Annotated in this window: 15 protein-coding genes; 6 read left to right on the top strand and 9 right to left on the bottom strand. The window is 68.3% G+C overall.

What is annotated here, in order from left to right:
* Positions 1-16: 16 nt before the first annotated feature.
* Positions 17-3,541, bottom strand: a complete 3,525-nt coding sequence (locus tag ACE3T8_RS04025; RefSeq protein ID WP_374606996.1) for a two-component regulator propeller domain-containing protein — start codon at positions 3,539-3,541, stop codon at positions 17-19.
* An 86-nt stretch (positions 3,542-3,627) separates the two neighbouring features.
* On the opposite strand from ACE3T8_RS04025, the gene ACE3T8_RS04020 reads away from it, so the two are divergent.
* The 3 genes from ACE3T8_RS04020 to ACE3T8_RS04010 are packed head-to-tail and all read left to right on the top strand — an operon-like array spanning position 3,628 to position 5,435.
* Positions 3,628-4,296, top strand: a complete 669-nt coding sequence (locus ACE3T8_RS04020; RefSeq protein ID WP_374606995.1) for a YceI family protein — start codon at positions 3,628-3,630, stop codon at positions 4,294-4,296.
* 19 nt (positions 4,297-4,315) lie between these two features.
* Complete coding sequence (locus ACE3T8_RS04015; RefSeq protein ID WP_374606993.1) at positions 4,316-4,900, top strand: cytochrome b; 585 nt, start codon at positions 4,316-4,318, stop codon at positions 4,898-4,900.
* Positions 4,893-5,435, top strand: a complete 543-nt coding sequence (locus ACE3T8_RS04010) for a YceI family protein (RefSeq protein WP_374606991.1) — start codon at positions 4,893-4,895, stop codon at positions 5,433-5,435. Before ACE3T8_RS04015 ends, ACE3T8_RS04010 begins: the two co-directional genes overlap by 8 nt.
* Here ACE3T8_RS04010 and cobA read toward each other — a convergent pair.
* From cobA to ACE3T8_RS03985, 5 genes are read right to left on the bottom strand one after another with little or no spacing between them, the layout of a single operon-like run.
* Positions 5,422-6,243 (bottom strand): uroporphyrinogen-III C-methyltransferase, encoded by an 822-nt coding sequence (gene cobA / locus ACE3T8_RS04005; RefSeq protein ID WP_374606989.1) that lies wholly within the window; start codon positions 6,241-6,243, stop codon positions 5,422-5,424. The two genes, ACE3T8_RS04010 and cobA, sit on opposite strands and share 14 nt — an antisense overlap.
* A gap of 17 nt (positions 6,244-6,260) precedes the next feature.
* Positions 6,261-9,026, bottom strand: coding sequence for a molybdopterin-dependent oxidoreductase (locus ACE3T8_RS04000; RefSeq protein ID WP_374606988.1), 2,766 nt, complete (start codon positions 9,024-9,026; stop codon positions 6,261-6,263).
* Positions 9,026-9,397 (bottom strand): nitrite reductase small subunit NirD, encoded by a 372-nt coding sequence (nirD, locus tag ACE3T8_RS03995; protein ID WP_374606987.1) that lies wholly within the window; start codon positions 9,395-9,397, stop codon positions 9,026-9,028. Before nirD ends, ACE3T8_RS04000 begins: the two co-directional genes overlap by 1 nt.
* A gap of 1 nt (position 9,398) precedes the next feature.
* Entirely contained in the window at positions 9,399-11,870 is a 2,472-nt protein-coding gene (gene nirB, locus ACE3T8_RS03990) for a nitrite reductase large subunit NirB (protein ID WP_374606985.1), read from the bottom strand.
* 12 nt (positions 11,871-11,882) lie between these two features.
* A complete protein-coding gene (locus ACE3T8_RS03985) occupies positions 11,883-13,052 on the bottom strand; it encodes a nitrate/nitrite transporter (RefSeq protein WP_374607064.1) in 1,170 nt (389 codons plus the stop codon).
* Between ACE3T8_RS03985 and ACE3T8_RS03980 the strand changes: the two genes are divergently transcribed.
* Positions 13,015-13,344, top strand: a complete 330-nt coding sequence (locus tag ACE3T8_RS03980) for a hypothetical protein (RefSeq protein ID WP_374607067.1) — start codon at positions 13,015-13,017, stop codon at positions 13,342-13,344. The genes ACE3T8_RS03985 and ACE3T8_RS03980 overlap by 38 nt on opposite strands.
* A gap of 118 nt (positions 13,345-13,462) precedes the next feature.
* Here the strand turns inward: ACE3T8_RS03980 and ACE3T8_RS03975 are convergent, their stop codons facing one another.
* Positions 13,463-14,527, bottom strand: coding sequence for a CmpA/NrtA family ABC transporter substrate-binding protein (locus ACE3T8_RS03975; RefSeq protein ID WP_374607062.1), 1,065 nt, complete (start codon positions 14,525-14,527; stop codon positions 13,463-13,465).
* Positions 14,528-14,546: 19 nt separating this feature from the next.
* A complete protein-coding gene (locus tag ACE3T8_RS03970) occupies positions 14,547-15,119 on the bottom strand; it encodes an ANTAR domain-containing response regulator (protein ID WP_374606983.1) in 573 nt (190 codons plus the stop codon).
* Positions 15,120-15,195: 76 nt separating this feature from the next.
* Between ACE3T8_RS03970 and ACE3T8_RS03965 the strand changes: the two genes are divergently transcribed.
* Complete coding sequence (locus ACE3T8_RS03965; RefSeq protein WP_374606982.1) at positions 15,196-16,194, top strand: siroheme synthase; 999 nt, start codon at positions 15,196-15,198, stop codon at positions 16,192-16,194.
* Here ACE3T8_RS03965 and ACE3T8_RS03960 read toward each other — a convergent pair whose 3' ends face one another.
* On the bottom strand, positions 16,195-16,428 hold the full coding sequence (locus ACE3T8_RS03960; RefSeq protein ID WP_374606981.1) for a glutaredoxin family protein: 234 nt from the start codon (positions 16,426-16,428) through the stop codon (positions 16,195-16,197). It lies immediately after the preceding gene.
* A gap of 72 nt (positions 16,429-16,500) precedes the next feature.
* On the opposite strand from ACE3T8_RS03960, the gene ACE3T8_RS03955 reads away from it, so the two are divergent.
* Complete coding sequence (locus ACE3T8_RS03955) at positions 16,501-17,883, top strand: L-serine ammonia-lyase (RefSeq protein WP_374606979.1); 1,383 nt, start codon at positions 16,501-16,503, stop codon at positions 17,881-17,883.
* Positions 17,884-17,928 lie beyond the last annotated feature (45 nt).

Raw genomic sequence — 17,928 nt, 5'->3', positions numbered from 1 at the left:
ACCCCGTCGCGAAACGTCACTCCGACCCGGTTTCCTTCGACATCAACCCGTCCAGCGCCTGCGCCAGCATCGCGCCGGTCACCGGCTTGCGCAGGAACCCGTCGAAGCCGGCCCCCCGTGATTGGACTTCGGCATCGGCATCGGAACGCGCCGTCAGCGCCAGCAGCGGGAACACGTGCCCTTGCGCACGCAGCGTCCGCGCCAGCGCCAGGCCATCCATGCCGGGCAGGTCGAGGTCCAGCAGCGCGACATCGAACGGATGCGTTGCGACCTCCACCAGCGCCGCCAGGCCGTGGCCGGCATGCGTCACCGCGTTGCCCTGCGCCTGCAGCAACCCACTGATCGCCTCGGCCACGATGGCGTCGTCCTCGACCAGCAGCAGGCGCAACGCAATCGTCGCATCGTTGCGCGCAACGACCGACGGGGCATCGGGCCCGACGACAGCGGCATGCGCCAATGGCAGGTCGACGATGAAGCGGGTGCCCACGCCGGGTTCGCTGTCGATGGCGATCCGTCCGCCCATCGCCGCGGCCAGTTCCTGCGAGATCGACAAGCCCAACCCACTACCGCCATAGCGCATCGCGGTGCGAATGCCATCGGCCTGTTCGAAGCGGCGGAACAGCCGCGCCTGTTGTTCGGCATCGAGGCCCGGGCCGGTATCGGCCACCACGAAGCGCACGCCATGCGGCAGCAGTGCGAAGGTTTCGAGGGCGACGTGGCCGCTGTCGGTGAACTTCACCGCATTCCCGACCAGGTTCAACAGGATCTGCTGCACGCGGGTGCGGTCGCCGTGCAAGGCCGCTGGCGCATCCGTCGACATGCCGTCAACGAAGGCGAGCCCCTTGCGCTCCGCGACCGGCGCCATCAGCGCGGCGACTTCGTCCAGCAATGGGCGCAGGGCGAAATCCGCATTCGCAAGCTCCAGCTTGCCGGCCTCGATCCGGGCCAGGTCGAGCGCATCGTTGACCAGCCGCAGCAGGTGCTCGCCGGCGCGCTGGATCGCGTTGACATGGCTGCGTTGGCGCGCGTCCAGCGCGGTACCCTGCAGCAGTTCGCTCATCCCGAGCACACCGGTCATTGGCGTCCGGACCTCGTGGCCGAGCGTCGCGAGGAAGCGCGACTTCGCCTCGGACGCCTGCTCGGCCAGGGCCTGCCTCTGTTCCGCGAGTTGCCATGCGTGCTTGCGCTTCAGGCGTTGCCGATAGGCCCATGCCAGGGTGAACAACGCCAGCAACAGCAGTGCCGCGAAGCCTGCTTGCGCCCACGCGGTGCGCCACCACGGCGGCGGCACCACGAAGACCAGTTGCTGTTCCGCCGCCGCGTTGCCGGCGGCATCCCGGGCTCGCATGCGCAGGGTGTAGCGGCCGGGCGCCAGGCCGGTGAACACGCGTTCGCCGCTGGCGCCCAGCGCGACCCAGTCGCGCTCGAAGCCGTCCAACCGCGACCAGTAGCGATTGGCAGGCGGATCGTCGAACGCCAGCAAGCGCGCACGGATCCGCAGCTCGCGGTCCTCCCGGCCAAGCTCGACCGGAGCGATCATCGGCAACGCATGCCACTCGCCATGGCGACGTACCGCGAGGCCGTCGAAATGCAGCGGCGGGCGGGTCGGCACTGGATCCGGCGCGGTGGTATCGACCATCACCAGGCTGCCATCGGCGGTGGCGGCCAACAGCACGCCGTCCTCGCGCAGCAAGGCACTGCGATCGAGATATTCCTCGCTGCTCGCACCGTCCTGCATGCCCATGTCGCGCAGGTTGCGACGCACCGGTTCCCAGCGATACAGGCCCCGGCTGGTGGGGATCCAAACACGATGGCGGGCATCGACGAGCAAGGCAGCAGCCGCGACCGCGGGCATGCCATGGCGGGTGTCGATGCGGTCGACGCGCCGCCATCCCTTCCCATTCCGACGATACTGTTCGAGCCCCGAGAGCCGCTGCAGCCACAACACATCGGGGCCGTCGAACGCCAGCGCATGCACGCGTTCGGAGCCAAGGGATCCGATATGCTCGAAACGCGCCGCATGCCGATCCAGCCGTGCGACGCCATCGCTGCCGGCCACCCAAGGCTCTCCCGTGGGCGCCATCACCATCGCGTCGATGTCGGCGGCACCCAGCCCACCGGCATCGCCGGCGGCGACCTCAAACAGGATCCGGCCTGTGGCGGGGTCGCGCTGCTGGACGCCGCCAGCAGGAGCCGCGAGCCACAGCGTGCCATCCACGGCCAGTGACAACTGTGCGATGTACGTGGGGGGTGCTGGTGCAACGGGATCATCACTCTCCCATTCATCGACGGCTCCATCGCCACCGATCCGCATCAGCCCCCTCCGATGACCAAGCCAAAGCTGTCCTGCTTTATCTTCGGCAATCGAGGCGAGCTTGATAGTCTGGAGCCGCTGCAGGACATCGTCATCCAGCGGACGGGTAATACCGTCCTTGTCCAGATATTCGACCACACCATTCACACCCCCCAGCCATGCTCCGCCTTCGAGCGCCAAACCAATCGTGCGATACATCGCTCCGTGCAACTCATCGCCTTTGCCCTGCAAGCGCGCAGCCTGTCGCCAGCCTGCGTGCAAGTAGCCCAAGCCGTGGCCCGCCGATGGCACCCATAGAGCACCATCGGTTTCTACGAGCAACGAATAGATGATGCCTGGTGTATTGAGACCTGATGTTCGCACTGGCTCTGGAGCGCCACGAGCTTTCTGATGCCAGAGTTCGCGCTGGGTCCCGATCCAGTGATCGCCATGGCGGTCAGTGGCGATCGACATCATCGCGTTCGGACGATGAAACATCGACGACCACTCCGGCTGCGACCAGCGCCGTTGCGCGTGCCTCCACACCCCCGACGATGTGCCGACCCACAACCCGTCCAGCTGCGGCGACAGCGAATACACCATCGGCACGCCTTCAGCATCGGGCAACGAAACCGTTTCAAAACCGCCGCTACGCTGTCGGGCAAGCCCCTTGTCGGTGCCCACCCACAACACGCCCTCCGCATCGACTGCAAGCGACAACACGGTGTTCGATGGCAAGCCATCGACCGCGTGGGTGTAACGCAGCATTCTCCCACTGGCATCGATGCGGGTCAGCCCGCCATCGTAGGTGCCGGCCCAGATCACGTCGCCCTGGCGGGCGAGCGCCCAGACATCGTCGCTACCCAATTGCGGATGGGTATCCATGCGGTAATGGGTAAAACGCGTGCGCCGCGCATCCAGCACGCTGATGCCGCCCCCTTCGGTGGCGATCCAGGCGCGATTGCGGGCATCGAAGACCAGCGCTTGCACATTGTTGCCGGGCAGGCCCGCAGGATCTCGCGGATCGTGCCGCCACACGCGCATGTCGATGCCGTCGTAGCGGGCCAGTCCGTCCGCGGTGGCGATCCACAGATAGCCGTCGGCATCACGGGCCAGTGCCTTGATCTCGGTGGACGGCAGGCCTTGCGCGGGGCCAGTCACGCGAAAACGCGGGCGCTCGGGCACACCGGCCAGCGTGCATGCGCAGGCCAGCAGTGCCAGCAACGCCAGCCATCGGATACGGCGCATGTCGATTCCTCCCCGTGCCGATGCTGGCAACGCTTCGTTGCGGACGCAAGCGCCCCGGTTGCGTCGCACCGGCCTAGAATCACCGGATGCACCTTCGGCAGCCGCCATCCTCCATCCGCCTGTCGGCACTGCTGGCCTTGCTCGCCTGCCTGCCGGCCGTGGCCGGGGAGCCGGCGCGCTACGCGTTCGACCCGGTCCACACGCGAGTGATGTTCGCCATCGACCACGCCGGCTTTTCCAAGGCGATCGGCACTATTTCCGGTAGCCAAGGCAGCCTGCATTTCGATGTCGAGGACTGGTCCAGCGCGCGCCTCGACGTGGTCGTGCCGATGCACCGGCTGGACATGGGCGACAGCGGTTGGAGCGCATCGGTGTTCGCGCCGCGCTTCCTCGACGTGAAGCGCCATCCGCAGGCGCGTTTCGTCGCCACCGACGGGTTGCAACGCCAGCTGGCCAACCGTGGGCGTGCCTGCGGCCAGCTGACCCTGCACGGCGTCACCCGGCCACTGTGCCTGGACGTGGTGCTGAACAAGGCCGGCCGCTATCCGTTGCCGCCGTTCCGCCGCACGATCGGGTTTTCCGCCACCGCGACGCTCAAGCGCAGCGACTACGGCATGACGAGTTGGCAGTCGCTGGTCGGCGACAACATCGAACTGCGCATCGAGGCCGAGTTGTTCCGCCAGGACGGCGAAGACGAGCAACCCGCCCAGCCCGATGCGCCATCGATCGACCCCTCCGTTCCCGCCCAAGACTGAACCACGACGAGGCCCGCCAATGCCGCTGAAGAACACGCGCGACCACTGGGGCAGCGTCAGCAAGCTGCTGCACTGGACCACATTGTTGTTGCTGGTCTGGATTGGCTGGCTGGGCCTGACCATGGGCGACCTGCCGAACGGCCCCGGCAAGATCGCCACTTACGCGTTGCACAAGTCGATCGGCATCACCATCCTGAGCCTCGTCGCGATCCGCATCGCATGGCGATTGCACGCCGGTGCGCCCGCCCCGATCCCGGGGACGCCGCGCTGGCAGGAACGCATCGCCTCGCTGACCCATCTCGCGCTCTACGCCTTGTTGCTGGCGATGCCGCTGAGCGGGTGGATCCTCAATTCCGCCTCGGGCTACCCGCTGCAATGGTTCGGACTGGTCAACCTGCCCGCCATCGCCGGCAAGGACCACGACCTGCACGAACTGGCCGAGGACATCCACGAATGGCTGTTCTGGGCGATGGCGACGCTGGTCGTGGTGCATGCCGCGGCGGCGTTCTACCACCACCTGTTCCAGCGCGACGCCACGCTCTTGCGGATGCTGCCCGGTGGCCAGCGGCGCGTCGAACACACTCCGGAGCCCCCCGATGCGTAAGACCCTGATGCTTGCCCTGATGCTGCCCTGCGCGCCGGCGTTCGCCACCGACTACGTGCAGGCGCCGGGCTCCACCCTCACCTTTGCCGGCACCTACCAGGGCGACGTGTTCACCGGGCGTTTCCCGGGCTTCACCACGACATTCCGCTTCGATCCGAAACAACTGGCGACATCGAAGTTGCAGGTCGTGATCCCGCTGGCCAGTGCGGCCACCTCGAACGCGGACTACGACGGCGAACTCCGCGGCGCATCGTTCTTCGACGCCGGCAAGTTCCCGCGTGCCACCTACAACGCGACGAAATTCCGCGCGCTCGGCGGCAACCGCTACGCCGCAGACGGCACGCTCACCTTGCGCGGCATCAGCAAGCCGGTGGTGCTGGAATTCACCTGGACGCCGGGTGCCGCACCGGTACTGGCGGGCAAGGCCACGGTGAAGCGGTTGGCGTTCGGCGTGGGCGGCGGCGACTGGGCGGATACCGCGCTGATCCCGGATGCCATCGCGATCAGCACCAAGGTGGTGTTCAAGCAAAAGTAGCGAGTGCCGTCCTCGGCGCTGGAGCATCGACCGATGTCGCTTGCGCGGTCGACGTGGCAGGCCTTGCCTCGCCGAGCGCCGGACCCACCAGGATCACCCCGGGCTGCCCGGCCTGCAGGCTGGACGCGGCATCGACCACGTCGCCCAGCGTGGACACCACATTGCATTCGCCTGCCAGGCTCGCTGCCTGCACGATGGCGACCGGTGTCCCGGCCGGCAGGTGCCGCAACAGCGCGGCAGTGACCGAGGCGATCCGGCCCATGCCCATGTAGATCGCCAGGGTAGTTCCGCTGCGTGCCAGCGCTTGCCAATCCGGTTCGCCATGGTCGGCGGTGTGTGCGGTGACGAAGGTGATGCCGTGGCAGTGCTCGCGATGGGTCAGCGATACGCCCAGCGATGCCGCTGCGGCAAATGCGGCACTGATGCCGTTGATGATGCGGACCGGCACGCCGGCATCTCGCAGGAACGCGATCTCCTCGCCGGCGCGGCCGAACATGAGTGCATCGCCGCCCTTGACCCGGACCACGCGCAGGCCTTGCAGTGCATAGCGGCGCATCAGCCGACAGATGAACGCCTGCGGCGTTGAACGGCAACCAGCTCGCTTGCCGACGCGGATCACCCGCGCCTGCGGCGCGAGCTCGACGATCTCCGGGTTGACCAGTTCGTCCAGCAGCAATACCTCGGCGGCATCCAGCGCACGCACTGCCTTGAGGGTGAGCAGCTCCAGGTCGCCGGGACCTGCGGAGAGCAGGACAACCTCCGCCGGGATGCGGCGGGTGGCAGCGATTGCGTGCAGGGATGCGTCCATCGGGATCTCCGTCATGGTCATGCGCTGGCAACGAGCGCGGCGAGGCGATTGAGTTGCGGCAGGCAGGAACCGCAGACCGTGCCGCAACCCAGCCGCTGCTTGAGCGCAGGCAGGTCTGCGCCGTTGTCCAGTTCGGCGCGGATCGCCGACTCGGTGACGTGGCGGCACACGCAGACCACTGGATCGCGCGCGGCCTCGGCCAGCGCCGAGAACGCGGCCAGCCGCGGACCGTTCCATGCTGTACCCGCCAGTGCGGTACGCAGCAGGGATTCGCCGACCGGCTGCACATCGGTCAACAGCAGCCCGTCGATGAAGCTTGACGCGCCCTGGTTGCGCCAGGCCACCCGCTTGAGCAGGCCACGGCGCGCATCGCGGTATTCCAGCGTGTCGGTTCCCGACGCCAGGTCCATGGCGAGATCCAGCGCGGCCAGCCACGCCGGCGGCATCGCCTCGACCCCGGCCGCGCGGAGGACCAGCCACGCGGTGCCGTCCACCGCGCCAACCTCGGCCTGCAACGACACGCCGGCATAGCCGCAGTCCTTCAGCAGCGGTTGCACTGCCGCACGCATGGCCAGCACGTCGCCGCGGCGCGCGGCCAGCAGATACCAGCCGAATTCCGCCTTCTCCACCCGCACCGCCGCGTGCTTGAGCTCGGGCTGGCGCGAACGCGCGTCCACTGCCGGCTGGCTGACTTCGTTGATGCCGCCGCTCGACAGGTGCTGCCCGCTCCAGTGCATCGCCGCGAACACCGTGCCGGAGCTGACCTCGTCGTTCGGTTCCAGCGGCAGCACCAGTGCACCGCGCTTGCTGGATACGCGCACCAGCTCGCCGGCACGCAGGCCGCGGCGCGCGGCATCGTCCGGATGCATGCGCAGGCCGGGCTCGGGACTGTGCGCGAACGACGCAGGCACCCGACCCGTGCGCGACATGCCATGCCACTGGTCACGCAGGCGGCCGGTGAGCAGGCGCAGCGGGAAACGCGCGGAGGTCTGTTCGGCCACCGGCTTGTAGGGCGTGGCATGGAAGCGCGCGCGCCCGTCGGCAGTCGCGAACACGCCATCGACGTAGCGACGCGCCTGGCCCTGCGTGCTGCCGGCGGGGAATGGCCACTGCTGCGGGCCCGCGTCCTCCAGTCGCGCGTAGTCCAGTCCGCCGATGTCGAGGTCGCGGCCGACGGTCAGCGCGCGATGTTCGTCGAAGATGCGCGATGGCGCATCGGCTTCGAACAACGGTGCCGCGCCCGGTTCGGCCAGCCGTGCCTCGATCCGGCGCGCGACCTCGCGCACGATCCACCAGTCCGGCTTCGCCTGTGCGGGCGCCGGCACCGCAGCGCGCACCCGCGAGATGCGGCGCTCGGAATTGGTCACCGTGCCGTCCTTCTCGCCCCAGGTCGCGGCCGGCAGCAGCGCATCGGCGTAGGGCACCGTGTCGGTGTCGGCGAAGGCGTCCTGCACGATGACGTACTCGGCGCGCTGCAGCGCTTCGCGCACCTGGCCGATGTCGGGCATCGAATGGACCGGGTTGGTGCATGCGATCCACACCGCCTTGACCTTGCCGCTGCGCACCGCCTCGAACAGTTCCACCGCCGCCAGCCCGGGCTTCGGCGACAGGCTGCCCGATGCGAGTTTCCACAGCGATTCGACTTCGGCGCGATGCGCGTCGTCGGTGATCTCGCGGTGCGCGGCGAGCATCGTCGCCATCCCGCCGACTTCGCGCCCGCCCATCGCATTGGGTTGCCCGGTCAGCGAGAACGGACCCGCACCCGGCCGGCCAAGCTGGCGCGTGGCCAGGTGCAGATGGATCAGCGCCAGGTTCTTGTCGGTGCCGTGCGCGGACTGGTTCAGGCCCATGCAGTACAGCGACAGCGCCGCCGGGCTGCGACCGAACCACTCCGCCGCGGTGACCAGGTCCTGCACCGGGATCCCGCAGATCTCCGCCGACATCCGCGGGGTGTAGTCGCGCAGCAATTGCTTGAGTTCGGCAAACCCGGTCGTGTGCTCGGCGATGAACTGCGCATCCACCAGCCCCTCCCAGAGCAGGTGGTGGAGCATGCCGTTGAACAGCGCGACGTCCGTACCTGGCTGGAGTTGCAGGTGCAGGTCGGCCATCGCGGCGGTGTCGGTGCGGCGCGGGTCGACCACGATCCAGCGCACATCCGGATCGCGCGCCTTCGCGTCCTCCAGCCGGCGGAACAGCACGGGATGCGCATAGGCGGCATTGCTGCCGGCGAACAACACGGTCTTCGCGTGCTCGAGATCGTCGTAGCAGGTCGGCGGGCCGTCGGCACCGAATGCGAGTTTGTAGCCAGTCACTGCGCTGGACATGCACAGGCGCGAATTGGTGTCGATGTTGTTGGTGCCCAGCAGGCCCTTGGCCAGCTTGTTGAAGACGTAATAGTCCTCGGTGAGCAACTGGCCGGAGATGTAGAACGCGACCGAATCCGGGCCGTGGCGTTCGACGATGCGGGACAGGCGCTCGGCGACCGTGTCCAGCGCCAGCGCCCAGTCGACCGGCCGACGCGCATCCTGCCGGCGACCACGCAACTCCGGCTGCAGTACGCGACCGTGCAGGCTGCGCGCGCTGTCGGCCAGCGCCAGCCCCTTGCTGCACAGGCGTCCGAAGTTGGCCGGATGCCGGGGGTCGCCTTCCACGCCGGTGATGCGCTCGCCATGCGCGTCGCGCTCGCTGTGCACCAGCACGCCGCAACCGACGCCGCAGTAGCAGCAGGTCGATCGCGTCGTGCGGCGCCCGACCGGCATGCCCACCGCCCCGGCACCGTCCATCAGGCGACTACCTCCGTCGCCGCGCCGGCACGTTCATGCCCATCAACCTGCACCAGCAACAGCCACACCTCGCCATCGCGCACCTGCACCGGATAGGTGCGCGCGCACCCCACGTCGGGCGCGCAGGCCTGGCCGCTGTCCAGCTGGATGTTCCAGCCGTGCAGCGGGCAGGTCACCGTGTCCCCGGAGACGATGCCCTGCGACAGCGGCCCGCCCTTGTGCGGGCAACGGTCGGCCAGGGCGAACACGCGCTCGGCCGCCGGGCGGAACAGGGCGATGTTGTCGCCGGCCTCGCACTCCAGCACGCGCGAGCCCAGCAGCGGGATGTCATCGACGGTGCAGACCTGGATCCAGTTCTCGCTCGTGCTCATTTCAGTCCTCCAGGGCCACGGGGATGCGCCGGTCGGTGCCGGCGGCCGGCAGCTTCAGCGGCGCGTACTCGCGCGCCTGCGCGCCGGCGATGCGCGCGGCCCACGGGTCGGGCAGGCCCTCCAGCGCGAACAGCAGGCGCTCGTACAGCGCGCGGCGGGTGTCGGCGTCCTCCACCACCTTGCGCTTGACGTAGTCCAGGCCGACCCGCTCGATGTAGTGCACGGTGCGGTCGAGGTAGTAGGCCTCTTCGCGGTACAGCTGCAGGAAGGCGCCGGTGTATTCCTTGACCTCGTCGGCGGTCCTGACCTTGCACAGGAAGCGCGCGACCTCGGTCTTGATTCCGCCGTTGCCGCCGACGTGGATCTCCCAACCCGAATCCACCGCGATGATGCCCACGTCCTTGATCCCCGACTCGGCGCAGTTGCGCGGGCAGCCGGACACCGCCAGCTTGACCTTGTGCGGGCTCCACATGTTGGCCAGCATGGTCTCCAGGTCGATGCCCATCTGGGTGCTGTTCTGGGTGCCGAAGCGGCAGAACTCGCTGCCCACGCAGGTCTTCACCGTGCGGATGGACTTGCCGTAGGCGTGGCCCGAATTCATCCCCAGGTCCTTCCACACCCCGACCAGGTCTTCCTTTTTTACCCCGAGCAGGTCGATGCGCTGGCCACCGGTGACCTTGACCATCGGTACCGCGTACTTGTCGGCGACATCGGCGATCCGGCGCAGTTCGCTGGCGTTGGTGACGCCGCCCTTCATCTGCGGGATCACCGAGAAGGTGCCGTCCTTCTGGATGTTGGCGTGGGCGCGCTCGTTGATGAAGCGGCTCTGCGGGTCGTCCACCGCCTCGCGCGGCCAGGTCGAAAGCAGGTAGTAGTTCACCGCCGGGCGGCAGGTGGCGCAGCCGTTGGGCGTGCGCCATTCCATGAAGGCGTAGGCCTGGGCGTGGCTGACCAGGTGGTGCTCGCGGATCGCCTGCCGGACCTCGGCGTGGGTCAGCGCGGTGCAGCCGCACACCGCCTTGGTCTTGGGCGTCTCCTGGAAGTTGGAGCCCAGGCAGTTCATCAGGATCTGCTCGACCAGGCCGGTGCACGAGCCGCAGGAACTGGCGGCCTTGGTGTGCTTCTTGACCTCGTCAACGGTGAACAGGCCCTGCTCGCGCACGGCCTTGACGATGGTGCCCTTGCACACGCCATTGCAGCCGCAGACCTCGTCCGAATCGGCCATGCTCGCGGCGCGGTCCTGGCCGCCGGTGCCGGCGTCGCCCAAGGCGGTCTCGCCGAAGGCCAGGGTGTCGCGGCGGTCGCCGATGGCCGCGGCGTCCTTGATCTGCTTGAAGTACCAGGCGCCGTCGCCGGTGTCGCCGTACAGGCAGGCACCGACCAGCTTGTCGTCCTTGATCACCAGCTTCTTGTACAGGCCGCCGGCCGGGTCGGAGAGCACGATCTCCTCGGTGCCCTCGCCGCCCATGAATTCGCCGGCCGAGAACAGGTCGATGCCGGTGACCTTGAGCTTGGTCGAGACCGCCGAGCCCTTGTAGATGCCGATGCCGTAGGTGGCCAGATGGTTGGCGCAGATCTTGGCCTGCTCGAACAGCGGCGCGACCAGGCCATACGCGATTCCACGATGGCTGGCGCACTCGCCCACGGCATAGACGCGCGGGTCGTAGGTCTGCAGGGTGTCGTTGACCACGATCCCGCGGTTGCAGTGGATGCCCGCGGCCTGGGCCAGGGCGGTGTTGGGACGGATGCCGGCGGCCATCACCACCAGATCGGCCGGGATCTCCTCGCCGTCGGAGAAGCGCACCGCGGCGACCTCGCCGGCCGCGTTGCCCACGATCTCCGTGGTCGAGGTGTTGAGCCGGAACGACAGTCCGCGCTCGACCAGCGACTTCTCCAGCAGGGCGCCGGCCACCGGGTCGAGCTGGCGCTCCAGCAGCCAGCCGGCGAGGTGGACCACGGTCACTTCCATGCCGCGCAGCTTCAGGCCGTTGGCCGCCTCCAGCCCGAGCAGGCCGCCGCCGATCACCACCGCGTGCTTCTTCACCCTGGCGGTGTCGATCATGGTCTGGGTGTCGTGGATGTCGCGGTAGCCGATCACCCCCTTCAGGTCCTTGCCGGGCACCGGCAGGATGAAGGGCACCGAGCCGGTGGCCAGCAGCAGGCGGTCGTACTCGGCTTCGGTGCCGTCGCCGGCGATCACCTTGCGATGCACGCGGTCGATCCGCGTCACTTCCTTGCCCAGGTGCAGGGTGATGCCGTTGTCCGCATACCAGGACAGCGGGTTGAGCACGATCTCGTCGAAGGCCTGCTCGCCGGCCAGCACCGGCGACAGCAGGATGCGGTTGTAGTTCGGATGCGGCTCCGCACCGAATACGGTGATGTCGTACATGTCCGGCTGCAGCTTCAGCAATTCTTCCAGCGTGCGAATGCCGGCCATGCCGTTGCCCACCAACACTAATCTCGGTTTCTTCATCGTCGCTGCTCCTCAGACCCGCGCCGTGCCGAGCTGCACCCAGCCCATGCGCCAGCGCTGCTTCACGCCGACCATGCAAAGCGCCGCCGCCAGTGCGACGCCGGCGAACAACCACAACCCGATGGCGTAACTGCCGAACTGCTGCTTGAGCACGCCCAGTCCGGCCGCCAGCAGGAAGCCGCCGACGCCACCCGCCATGCCGATCAACCCGGTCATCAGGCCGATCTCGCTGCCGAAGCGTTGCGGCACCAGCTGGAACACCGCGCCATTGCCGGCACCCAGGCACAGGAGGGTGAGCACGAACAACGCCACGGTCGCCGCCGGTCCGCCCACGCCGAGTGCGGCCACGGCGACCAGCACGGTCACTGCCGCATAGACCATCTGCAGCGAACGGGTGCCGCCGATGCGGTCGGCGATCACCCCGCCCAGCGGCCGCATCACCGAGCCGGCCAGCACGCAGGCGGCGGTGGCCCAGCCGGCGAGCTTGGGTTCGAAGCCGAACTGGTCGTGGAAATACCCTGGCAGCGCACTGGCGAACCCTGCGAAGCCGCCGAAGGTGATCGCGTAGAAAAACATGAACCACCATGAGTCGCGGTTGCCGACCAGCACCCTGGCGTAGTCGCCCAGCGTCTTGCGCGCCACCGCCACCGGCGCATCCTTCGCGCAGGCCGCGAACACCACCAGCACCACCACCAGCGGGATGCAGGCCAGGCCGAACACGTTGCGGAAGCCGAAGGCCACCGCCAGCATCGGCGCAAACAGCGCGGCGAGTACGGTGCCGGAATTGCCCGCGCCGGCAATGCCCATCGCCGTGCCCTGGTGTTCCGGCGGGTACCAGCGCGAGGCCAGCGGCAGGGCCACCGCGAACGAGGCACCGGCGACGCCGAGCATCGCACCCAGCAGCAGCACCTGGCCAAAGCTCTCCACGCCCAGCATCCAGGCCACCAGCAGCGCGACGATCACCACGGCTTGCGCGAGCATGCCGGTGCGCTTGGCACCGATGCGGTCAGCCAACAGTCCCAGGAACAACCGCAGCACCGCTCCACACAGGATCGGCACCGCCACCATCAGTGCGCGCTGTTGCGTGTCCAGTGCGAGCGCCTGGGCGATCTGCACCTGCAAGGGCCCCAGCAGGTACCAGACCATGAAGCTCAAGTCGAAATACAGGAAAGCGGAAAGCAGTGTCGGCGTGTGGCCGGCCTTCCAGAAGGATCGGTTCATTCCAGGCCATCTCCGTATGGGCCGCCCTGCGGGCGGCAGTGAGGTCGGGGTTGCAGCGCTGAAAACAAAAACGGCGTCTCCCGGTTCGCACCGGGAAGACGCCGTTGTCTGGGTGGCTCGACCGCCGTTGGCCGGGCTACCTGATCGAATTGTCGGCAACCACGTCGTTGTGGCTGCCATGGAGTGCAATGCAATCGCCGTGCCAAGTTTTGCCGCTATGCAGCAATTCAATCGACTCGTTGTTTTTCAATGACTTGCAGAACAGCAAACCGTGATCGCCTGGGAGAACCACAGCGCTTGGCCGTTGATTTGCACCGCGATGGCGTTGCGTTGCACCTGCTTGGTGCAGAAGCGATCAACAAGAGCGCTGCTCAGCCTTCGATACCGACGCCGCCTTCCTTGGGCTGCACGATGCCCAACGCATCCGCGGCCTTCCGCCAGTCGTCGAGCCGGTACACCTCGGCCAACCAATCATCGTCTGCGCTCGAAACCACCGGCGGCAACCAACCCCAGCGACGGAACTGGCCGAGGAACCAGCGCCCGTCATCGACCGACGGCATGTTCGCCAGACCACCGGCATGGAATTGCAGGCACTGCCCCGCAGGCTCGCCTTCGCGCGGCAGCAGGCAGGCCGCCAGGCGCTCGACAGGCAACCCGATGCAGTCGGGCTCCGCCAGCCACTCGGCCACCCGCAAACGGTGCGCCGGATCGGCATCCAGCCAGCGGCAGGCATCGAGCACGGCGGTGGTCAGGGCGACCACGACCTCCGGCTCCAGTTCGGCGAAATCCCGCCGGCACGCCAGCACTTTTTCCGGATGACCGGGCCACAGTTGGCCAGTGCGCGCGACGCGGCGGCCCACACCCAGCGCTTCGCCCTGTTCGCCCCAGGGCTCGCCGGCGCAGTAACCGTCCAGCAGTCCCGCCGCAAGGGCCTGCGGCATCTCCGATGGCGGCAGGCTGACCGCTTCGATGTCGCGCATCGGCTCCACGCCCTGCAGCGCCAGCCAGCGATAGAGCCACAGCGCATGCGTGCCGGTGGGGAAGGTCTGCGCGAACACCGCGCGTCGGGGCAACGCGCGCAGCACCGCGCCGAGCGATTGTCCGGTGGCCGTCGCCTGTTCCAGCGCATCCGCCAGCGCGCCGGACAGGACGATCGCCTGGCCGTTGCGATTCAAGCCGGTGAGGATCGCCAGGTCCGCGCGCGGTCCGCCGATGCCGGTCTGCACGCCCAGCACCATCGCCGACATCGCATGCGCCGCGTCCAGCTCGCCTGACAGCAGGCGATCGCGCACCGCGGCCCACGACGCCTGCCGATGCAGCCGCAACTGCAAGCCACGCACACGGTCCATGCCAAGGCGCACGGCCGCCACCAGTGGCGCCGCATCGAGCAGCGGCATGAAACCCACATCGAGCGTGCGCAGGTCGGCTCCGGCAATCGGCGGATTGGTCATCGGCTCATCCCAGCAAGTCGGCCATGGACAAGATCCGGCGCGCCACGTCCGCCAGCTTCAGGCCCTGCTTCATCGCCTGCTGGCGCAGCGCCGCGTAGGCATCGGCCTCGCTCATCCCGCGACGATCCATCAGCAGGCCCTTGGCGCGGTCGATGTCCTTGCGGTCGACCAGTTTCTGTTCCAGTTCGTCGACCCGCTGGCGGACATGCGCCTGCTGCTCGAAGCGGGCCATCGCCACGCGCAGGATCGGTGCCACCCGCGCCGGCGACAGGCCATCGACCACGTACGCCACCACCCCTGCACCGATTGCGTCGCGGATCAGCGCGTCATCGCCATCGGCAGCGAACATCACCACCGGACGTGGTGCGTGGCGGTTGAGCATGGACAACTGCTCCAGGGTGTCGCGCGAGGGCGAATCGACATCCAGGATCACCGCATCCGGCTTGATGTCCTGCACCGCCTTGAGCAGCCCCGCGGCGCAGTCCGCATGGGTCAGCACCTCGTAACCGACACCGCGAAGCACCTGCGCCAGTTCGGCGATGGGCTTGGGGGTATCGTTGACCAGGAGGACACGCATTGGCGGGTGCAGATTGGGCTTGTGCCGTGCGATGTTGCCCTGCAGCATAACCGTGAAAACGCCCCGTGGAGCCCCGATGCCGCTGTTTCCCCTGTTCGCCGATCTGCACGGCCGCGAGGTACTGGTGGTGGGCGGCGGCGAAGTCGCCACGCGCAAGATCCAGGCACTGCTGCGGGCGGGTGCGCAGGTGCTGGTGCATGCCCGTGAACTGGCGCCGGGATTGCAGACCTTGGCGGCGGCGGGACGCCTGCAACGCCTGCATGGCGATGCCGTCGACCCGCGATGGATCGAACGTGCGTGGCTGGTGGTGGCGGCGACCGACGACCCCGCGCTCAACCGCGACCTGGCCGGCATGGCCGCAGCGGCGAAGCGCTGGATCAACGTGGTCGACGATGCCGAGCTGTCGAGCTACCAGGTACCGGCGGTGGTCGACCGGGATCCGATCACCATCGCGATTTCCTCGGCAGGCGCCGCGCCGATGCTGGCACGCCATTTGCGCGAACGGCTCGAGGCCGAGCTCGATCCCAGCATCGGCGCACTGGCCGGCATGTTCGCGCGACATCGCGGCCGTATCCGCGAGCGACTGCCGGTGATGCGCGAACGCCGCGACTGGTTCGAGGCGATCCTGACCGGCAACATTCCGGCGTTCCTGCGCGCCGGCAACATGGACGCGGCAGAGCATGCATTCGAGGCCGCGTTGGCCGAGGGTGGCACGCCTCGCAAGGCCGGCTCCGTCGCGCTGGTCGGCTGCGGCGATGGCGATCCGGGGCTGCTCGCGTTGCGCGCATTGCGCCTGCTCAACCAGGCGGACCTAGTGCTCGTCGGCGATGGTGTGGCGCAGGCGATCGTCGACATGGCCCGCCGCGATGCCGCGATGCAGCCGCTACCGCCCGCCGACGAGCTGGCCGACGTGTTGTCGCGGCATGTCGAAGCTGGCAGGCGCGTGGTCTGCCTGCGTCCCGGGGGTGGTTTCACCGATGCCAGCGGTCGCGCCCTGCGTGTGGTGCTCGGCGAGCGCGGGCATGCATGCGAAACGCTACCGGGTGCGGTCTGGCCCAACGACACCGCGACCTAGCTAGCGCGAGTCCTGCATCATCCCGCGTACGGCCTCTGCATCGAACGGCCAGTCCAGTTCGATCCCGCGCACTTCGTCGCGCAGTACCGGGACGCGCAGGCCATAACGCGCCTCCAGCGCATCGTCGCCGTCGATGAAGACGCTCTCGAAATCCGGCACGCGCGCATCGGCCAGGATCTCGAGCGCGAGATCGCACAGATGACAGGTGTCGCGCTGGTAGAGGGTGAGTTCCATACGCCCGCGTCGGTGGCCATCGCGGCCGGCGGCCTAGAATAGCGGCCCGTTCCCGCCACGCAGCGCGCAGCCATGGCCGTTTCCACCTTCGACCTCTACAAGATCGGCATCGGTCCGAGCTCCTCGCACACGGTCGGGCCGATGCGCGCGGCGGCGCGGTTCGTCGAGCACCACCTGGCCGAAGCCGGCCGCCTCGGCGATGTCGCCAGGGTGCGCGCCGAGGTGTTCGGTTCGCTGGCCCTGACCGGCCGCGGCCACGGCACCGACAAGGCGGTGCTGATGGGACTGGAAGGCCATTGGCCGAACAGGATCGATCCCGACCTCATCCCCGCCGCGCTGGAACGCATCCGCGGGAGCAAGCTGATCCGTTTGCACGGCGGGCGCGAAATCGCCTTCAACGAAAAATCCGACCTGGTGATGAACAAGCGGCAGAAGCTGCCGTTCCACACCAACGGCATGCGCTTCATCGCCTACGACGCCAACGGCGCCGAGATCGCCAGCCGCGATTACTACTCGGTCGGTGGCGGCTTCGTGGTCAACCAGGACGAGGCCGCGGAAGACCGCATCGTCGCCGACACCACGCCGGTCGCGCACCCGTTCTCAAGCGGCGATGAATTGCTGGCGCGCTGCGCCGAGTCGGGGCTGTCGATCGCGCAGCTGATGCTGGAGAACGAACGCGCCTGGCGCAGCGACGACGAGGTCATCGCCGGCCTGCGCGAACTCTGGCAGGCGATGCAGGACTGCGTGGCGCGCGGCATCCGCGAGACCGGCACCCTGCCCGGCGGCCTGCACGTCTCGCGGCGCGCACCATCGCTGCACGCCGAACTGTCGGCCAAGCCGGAGGCGGCGATGCGCGACCCACTGACGGTACTCGACTGGGTCAACCTCTACGCGCTGGCGGTGAACGAAGAGAACGCCGCAGGCGGCCGCGTGGTCACCGCCCCCACCAATGGTGCGGCCGGGATCATCCCGGCGGTGCTGCATTACTACGACCGCTTCTGCGCCGGCGCCAACGAAAAGGGCGTGTTCGATTTCCTGCTCACCGCGGCGGCGGTCGGCATCCTCTACAAGGAAAACGCCAGCATCAGCGGCGCCGAGGTCGGCTGCCAGGGCGAGGTTGGCGTGGCCTGCTCGATGGCCGCGGCCGGCCTGACCGCCGCGCTCGGCGGCACCCCCGGGCAGGTCGAGAACGCCGCGGAGATCGGCATGGAGCACAACCTGGGGCTGACCTGCGACCCGATCGGCGGGCTGGTGCAGATCCCCTGCATCGAGCGCAACGCGATGGGCGCGGTCAAGGCGATCAATGCCAGTCGCATGGCCCTGCGTGGCGACGGCAAGCACAAGGTCAGCCTGGACAAGGTGATCAAGACCATGCGCGACACCGGCCGCGACATGCAGGACAAGTACAAGGAAACCAGCCGCGGCGGCCTGGCGGTCAACGTGATCGAGTGCTGAGATCACAAGCTGCCACGCGAGAGTGGTGACAACGCGGGGCATTAC

Origin of the sequence: Thermomonas sp. (assembly GCF_041919455.1) — a bacterium.
GTDB lineage: Bacteria > Pseudomonadota > Gammaproteobacteria > Xanthomonadales > Xanthomonadaceae > Thermomonas.
The sequence above is the reverse complement of the archived record's forward strand: the minus strand, read 5'-3'. Positions and strand labels throughout refer to the sequence as shown.

Bases quoted from the DNA above. Each gene is read 5' to 3' on its own strand.
- ACE3T8_RS04025 (WP_374606996.1), bottom strand. From the start codon at position 3,541: ATGCGCCGTATCCGATGGCTGGCGTTGCTGGCACTGCTGGCCTGCGCA.
- ACE3T8_RS04020 (WP_374606995.1), top strand. From the start codon at position 3,628: ATGCACCTTCGGCAGCCGCCATCCTCCATCCGCCTGTCGGCACTGCTG.
- ACE3T8_RS04015 (WP_374606993.1), top strand. From the start codon at position 4,316: ATGCCGCTGAAGAACACGCGCGACCACTGGGGCAGCGTCAGCAAGCTG.
- ACE3T8_RS04010 (WP_374606991.1), top strand. From the start codon at position 4,893: ATGCGTAAGACCCTGATGCTTGCCCTGATGCTGCCCTGCGCGCCGGCG.
- cobA (WP_374606989.1), bottom strand. From the start codon at position 6,243: ATGGACGCATCCCTGCACGCAATCGCTGCCACCCGCCGCATCCCGGCG.
- ACE3T8_RS04000 (WP_374606988.1), bottom strand. From the start codon at position 9,026: ATGGACGGTGCCGGGGCGGTGGGCATGCCGGTCGGGCGCCGCACGACG.
- nirD (WP_374606987.1), bottom strand. From the start codon at position 9,397: ATGAGCACGAGCGAGAACTGGATCCAGGTCTGCACCGTCGATGACATC.
- nirB (WP_374606985.1), bottom strand. From the start codon at position 11,870: ATGAAGAAACCGAGATTAGTGTTGGTGGGCAACGGCATGGCCGGCATT.
- ACE3T8_RS03980 (WP_374607067.1), top strand. From the start codon at position 13,015: ATGAAGCTCAAGTCGAAATACAGGAAAGCGGAAAGCAGTGTCGGCGTG.
- ACE3T8_RS03970 (WP_374606983.1), bottom strand. From the start codon at position 15,119: ATGCGTGTCCTCCTGGTCAACGATACCCCCAAGCCCATCGCCGAACTG.
- ACE3T8_RS03965 (WP_374606982.1), top strand. From the start codon at position 15,196: ATGCCGCTGTTTCCCCTGTTCGCCGATCTGCACGGCCGCGAGGTACTG.
- ACE3T8_RS03960 (WP_374606981.1), bottom strand. From the start codon at position 16,428: ATGGAACTCACCCTCTACCAGCGCGACACCTGTCATCTGTGCGATCTC.
- ACE3T8_RS03955 (WP_374606979.1), top strand. From the start codon at position 16,501: ATGGCCGTTTCCACCTTCGACCTCTACAAGATCGGCATCGGTCCGAGC.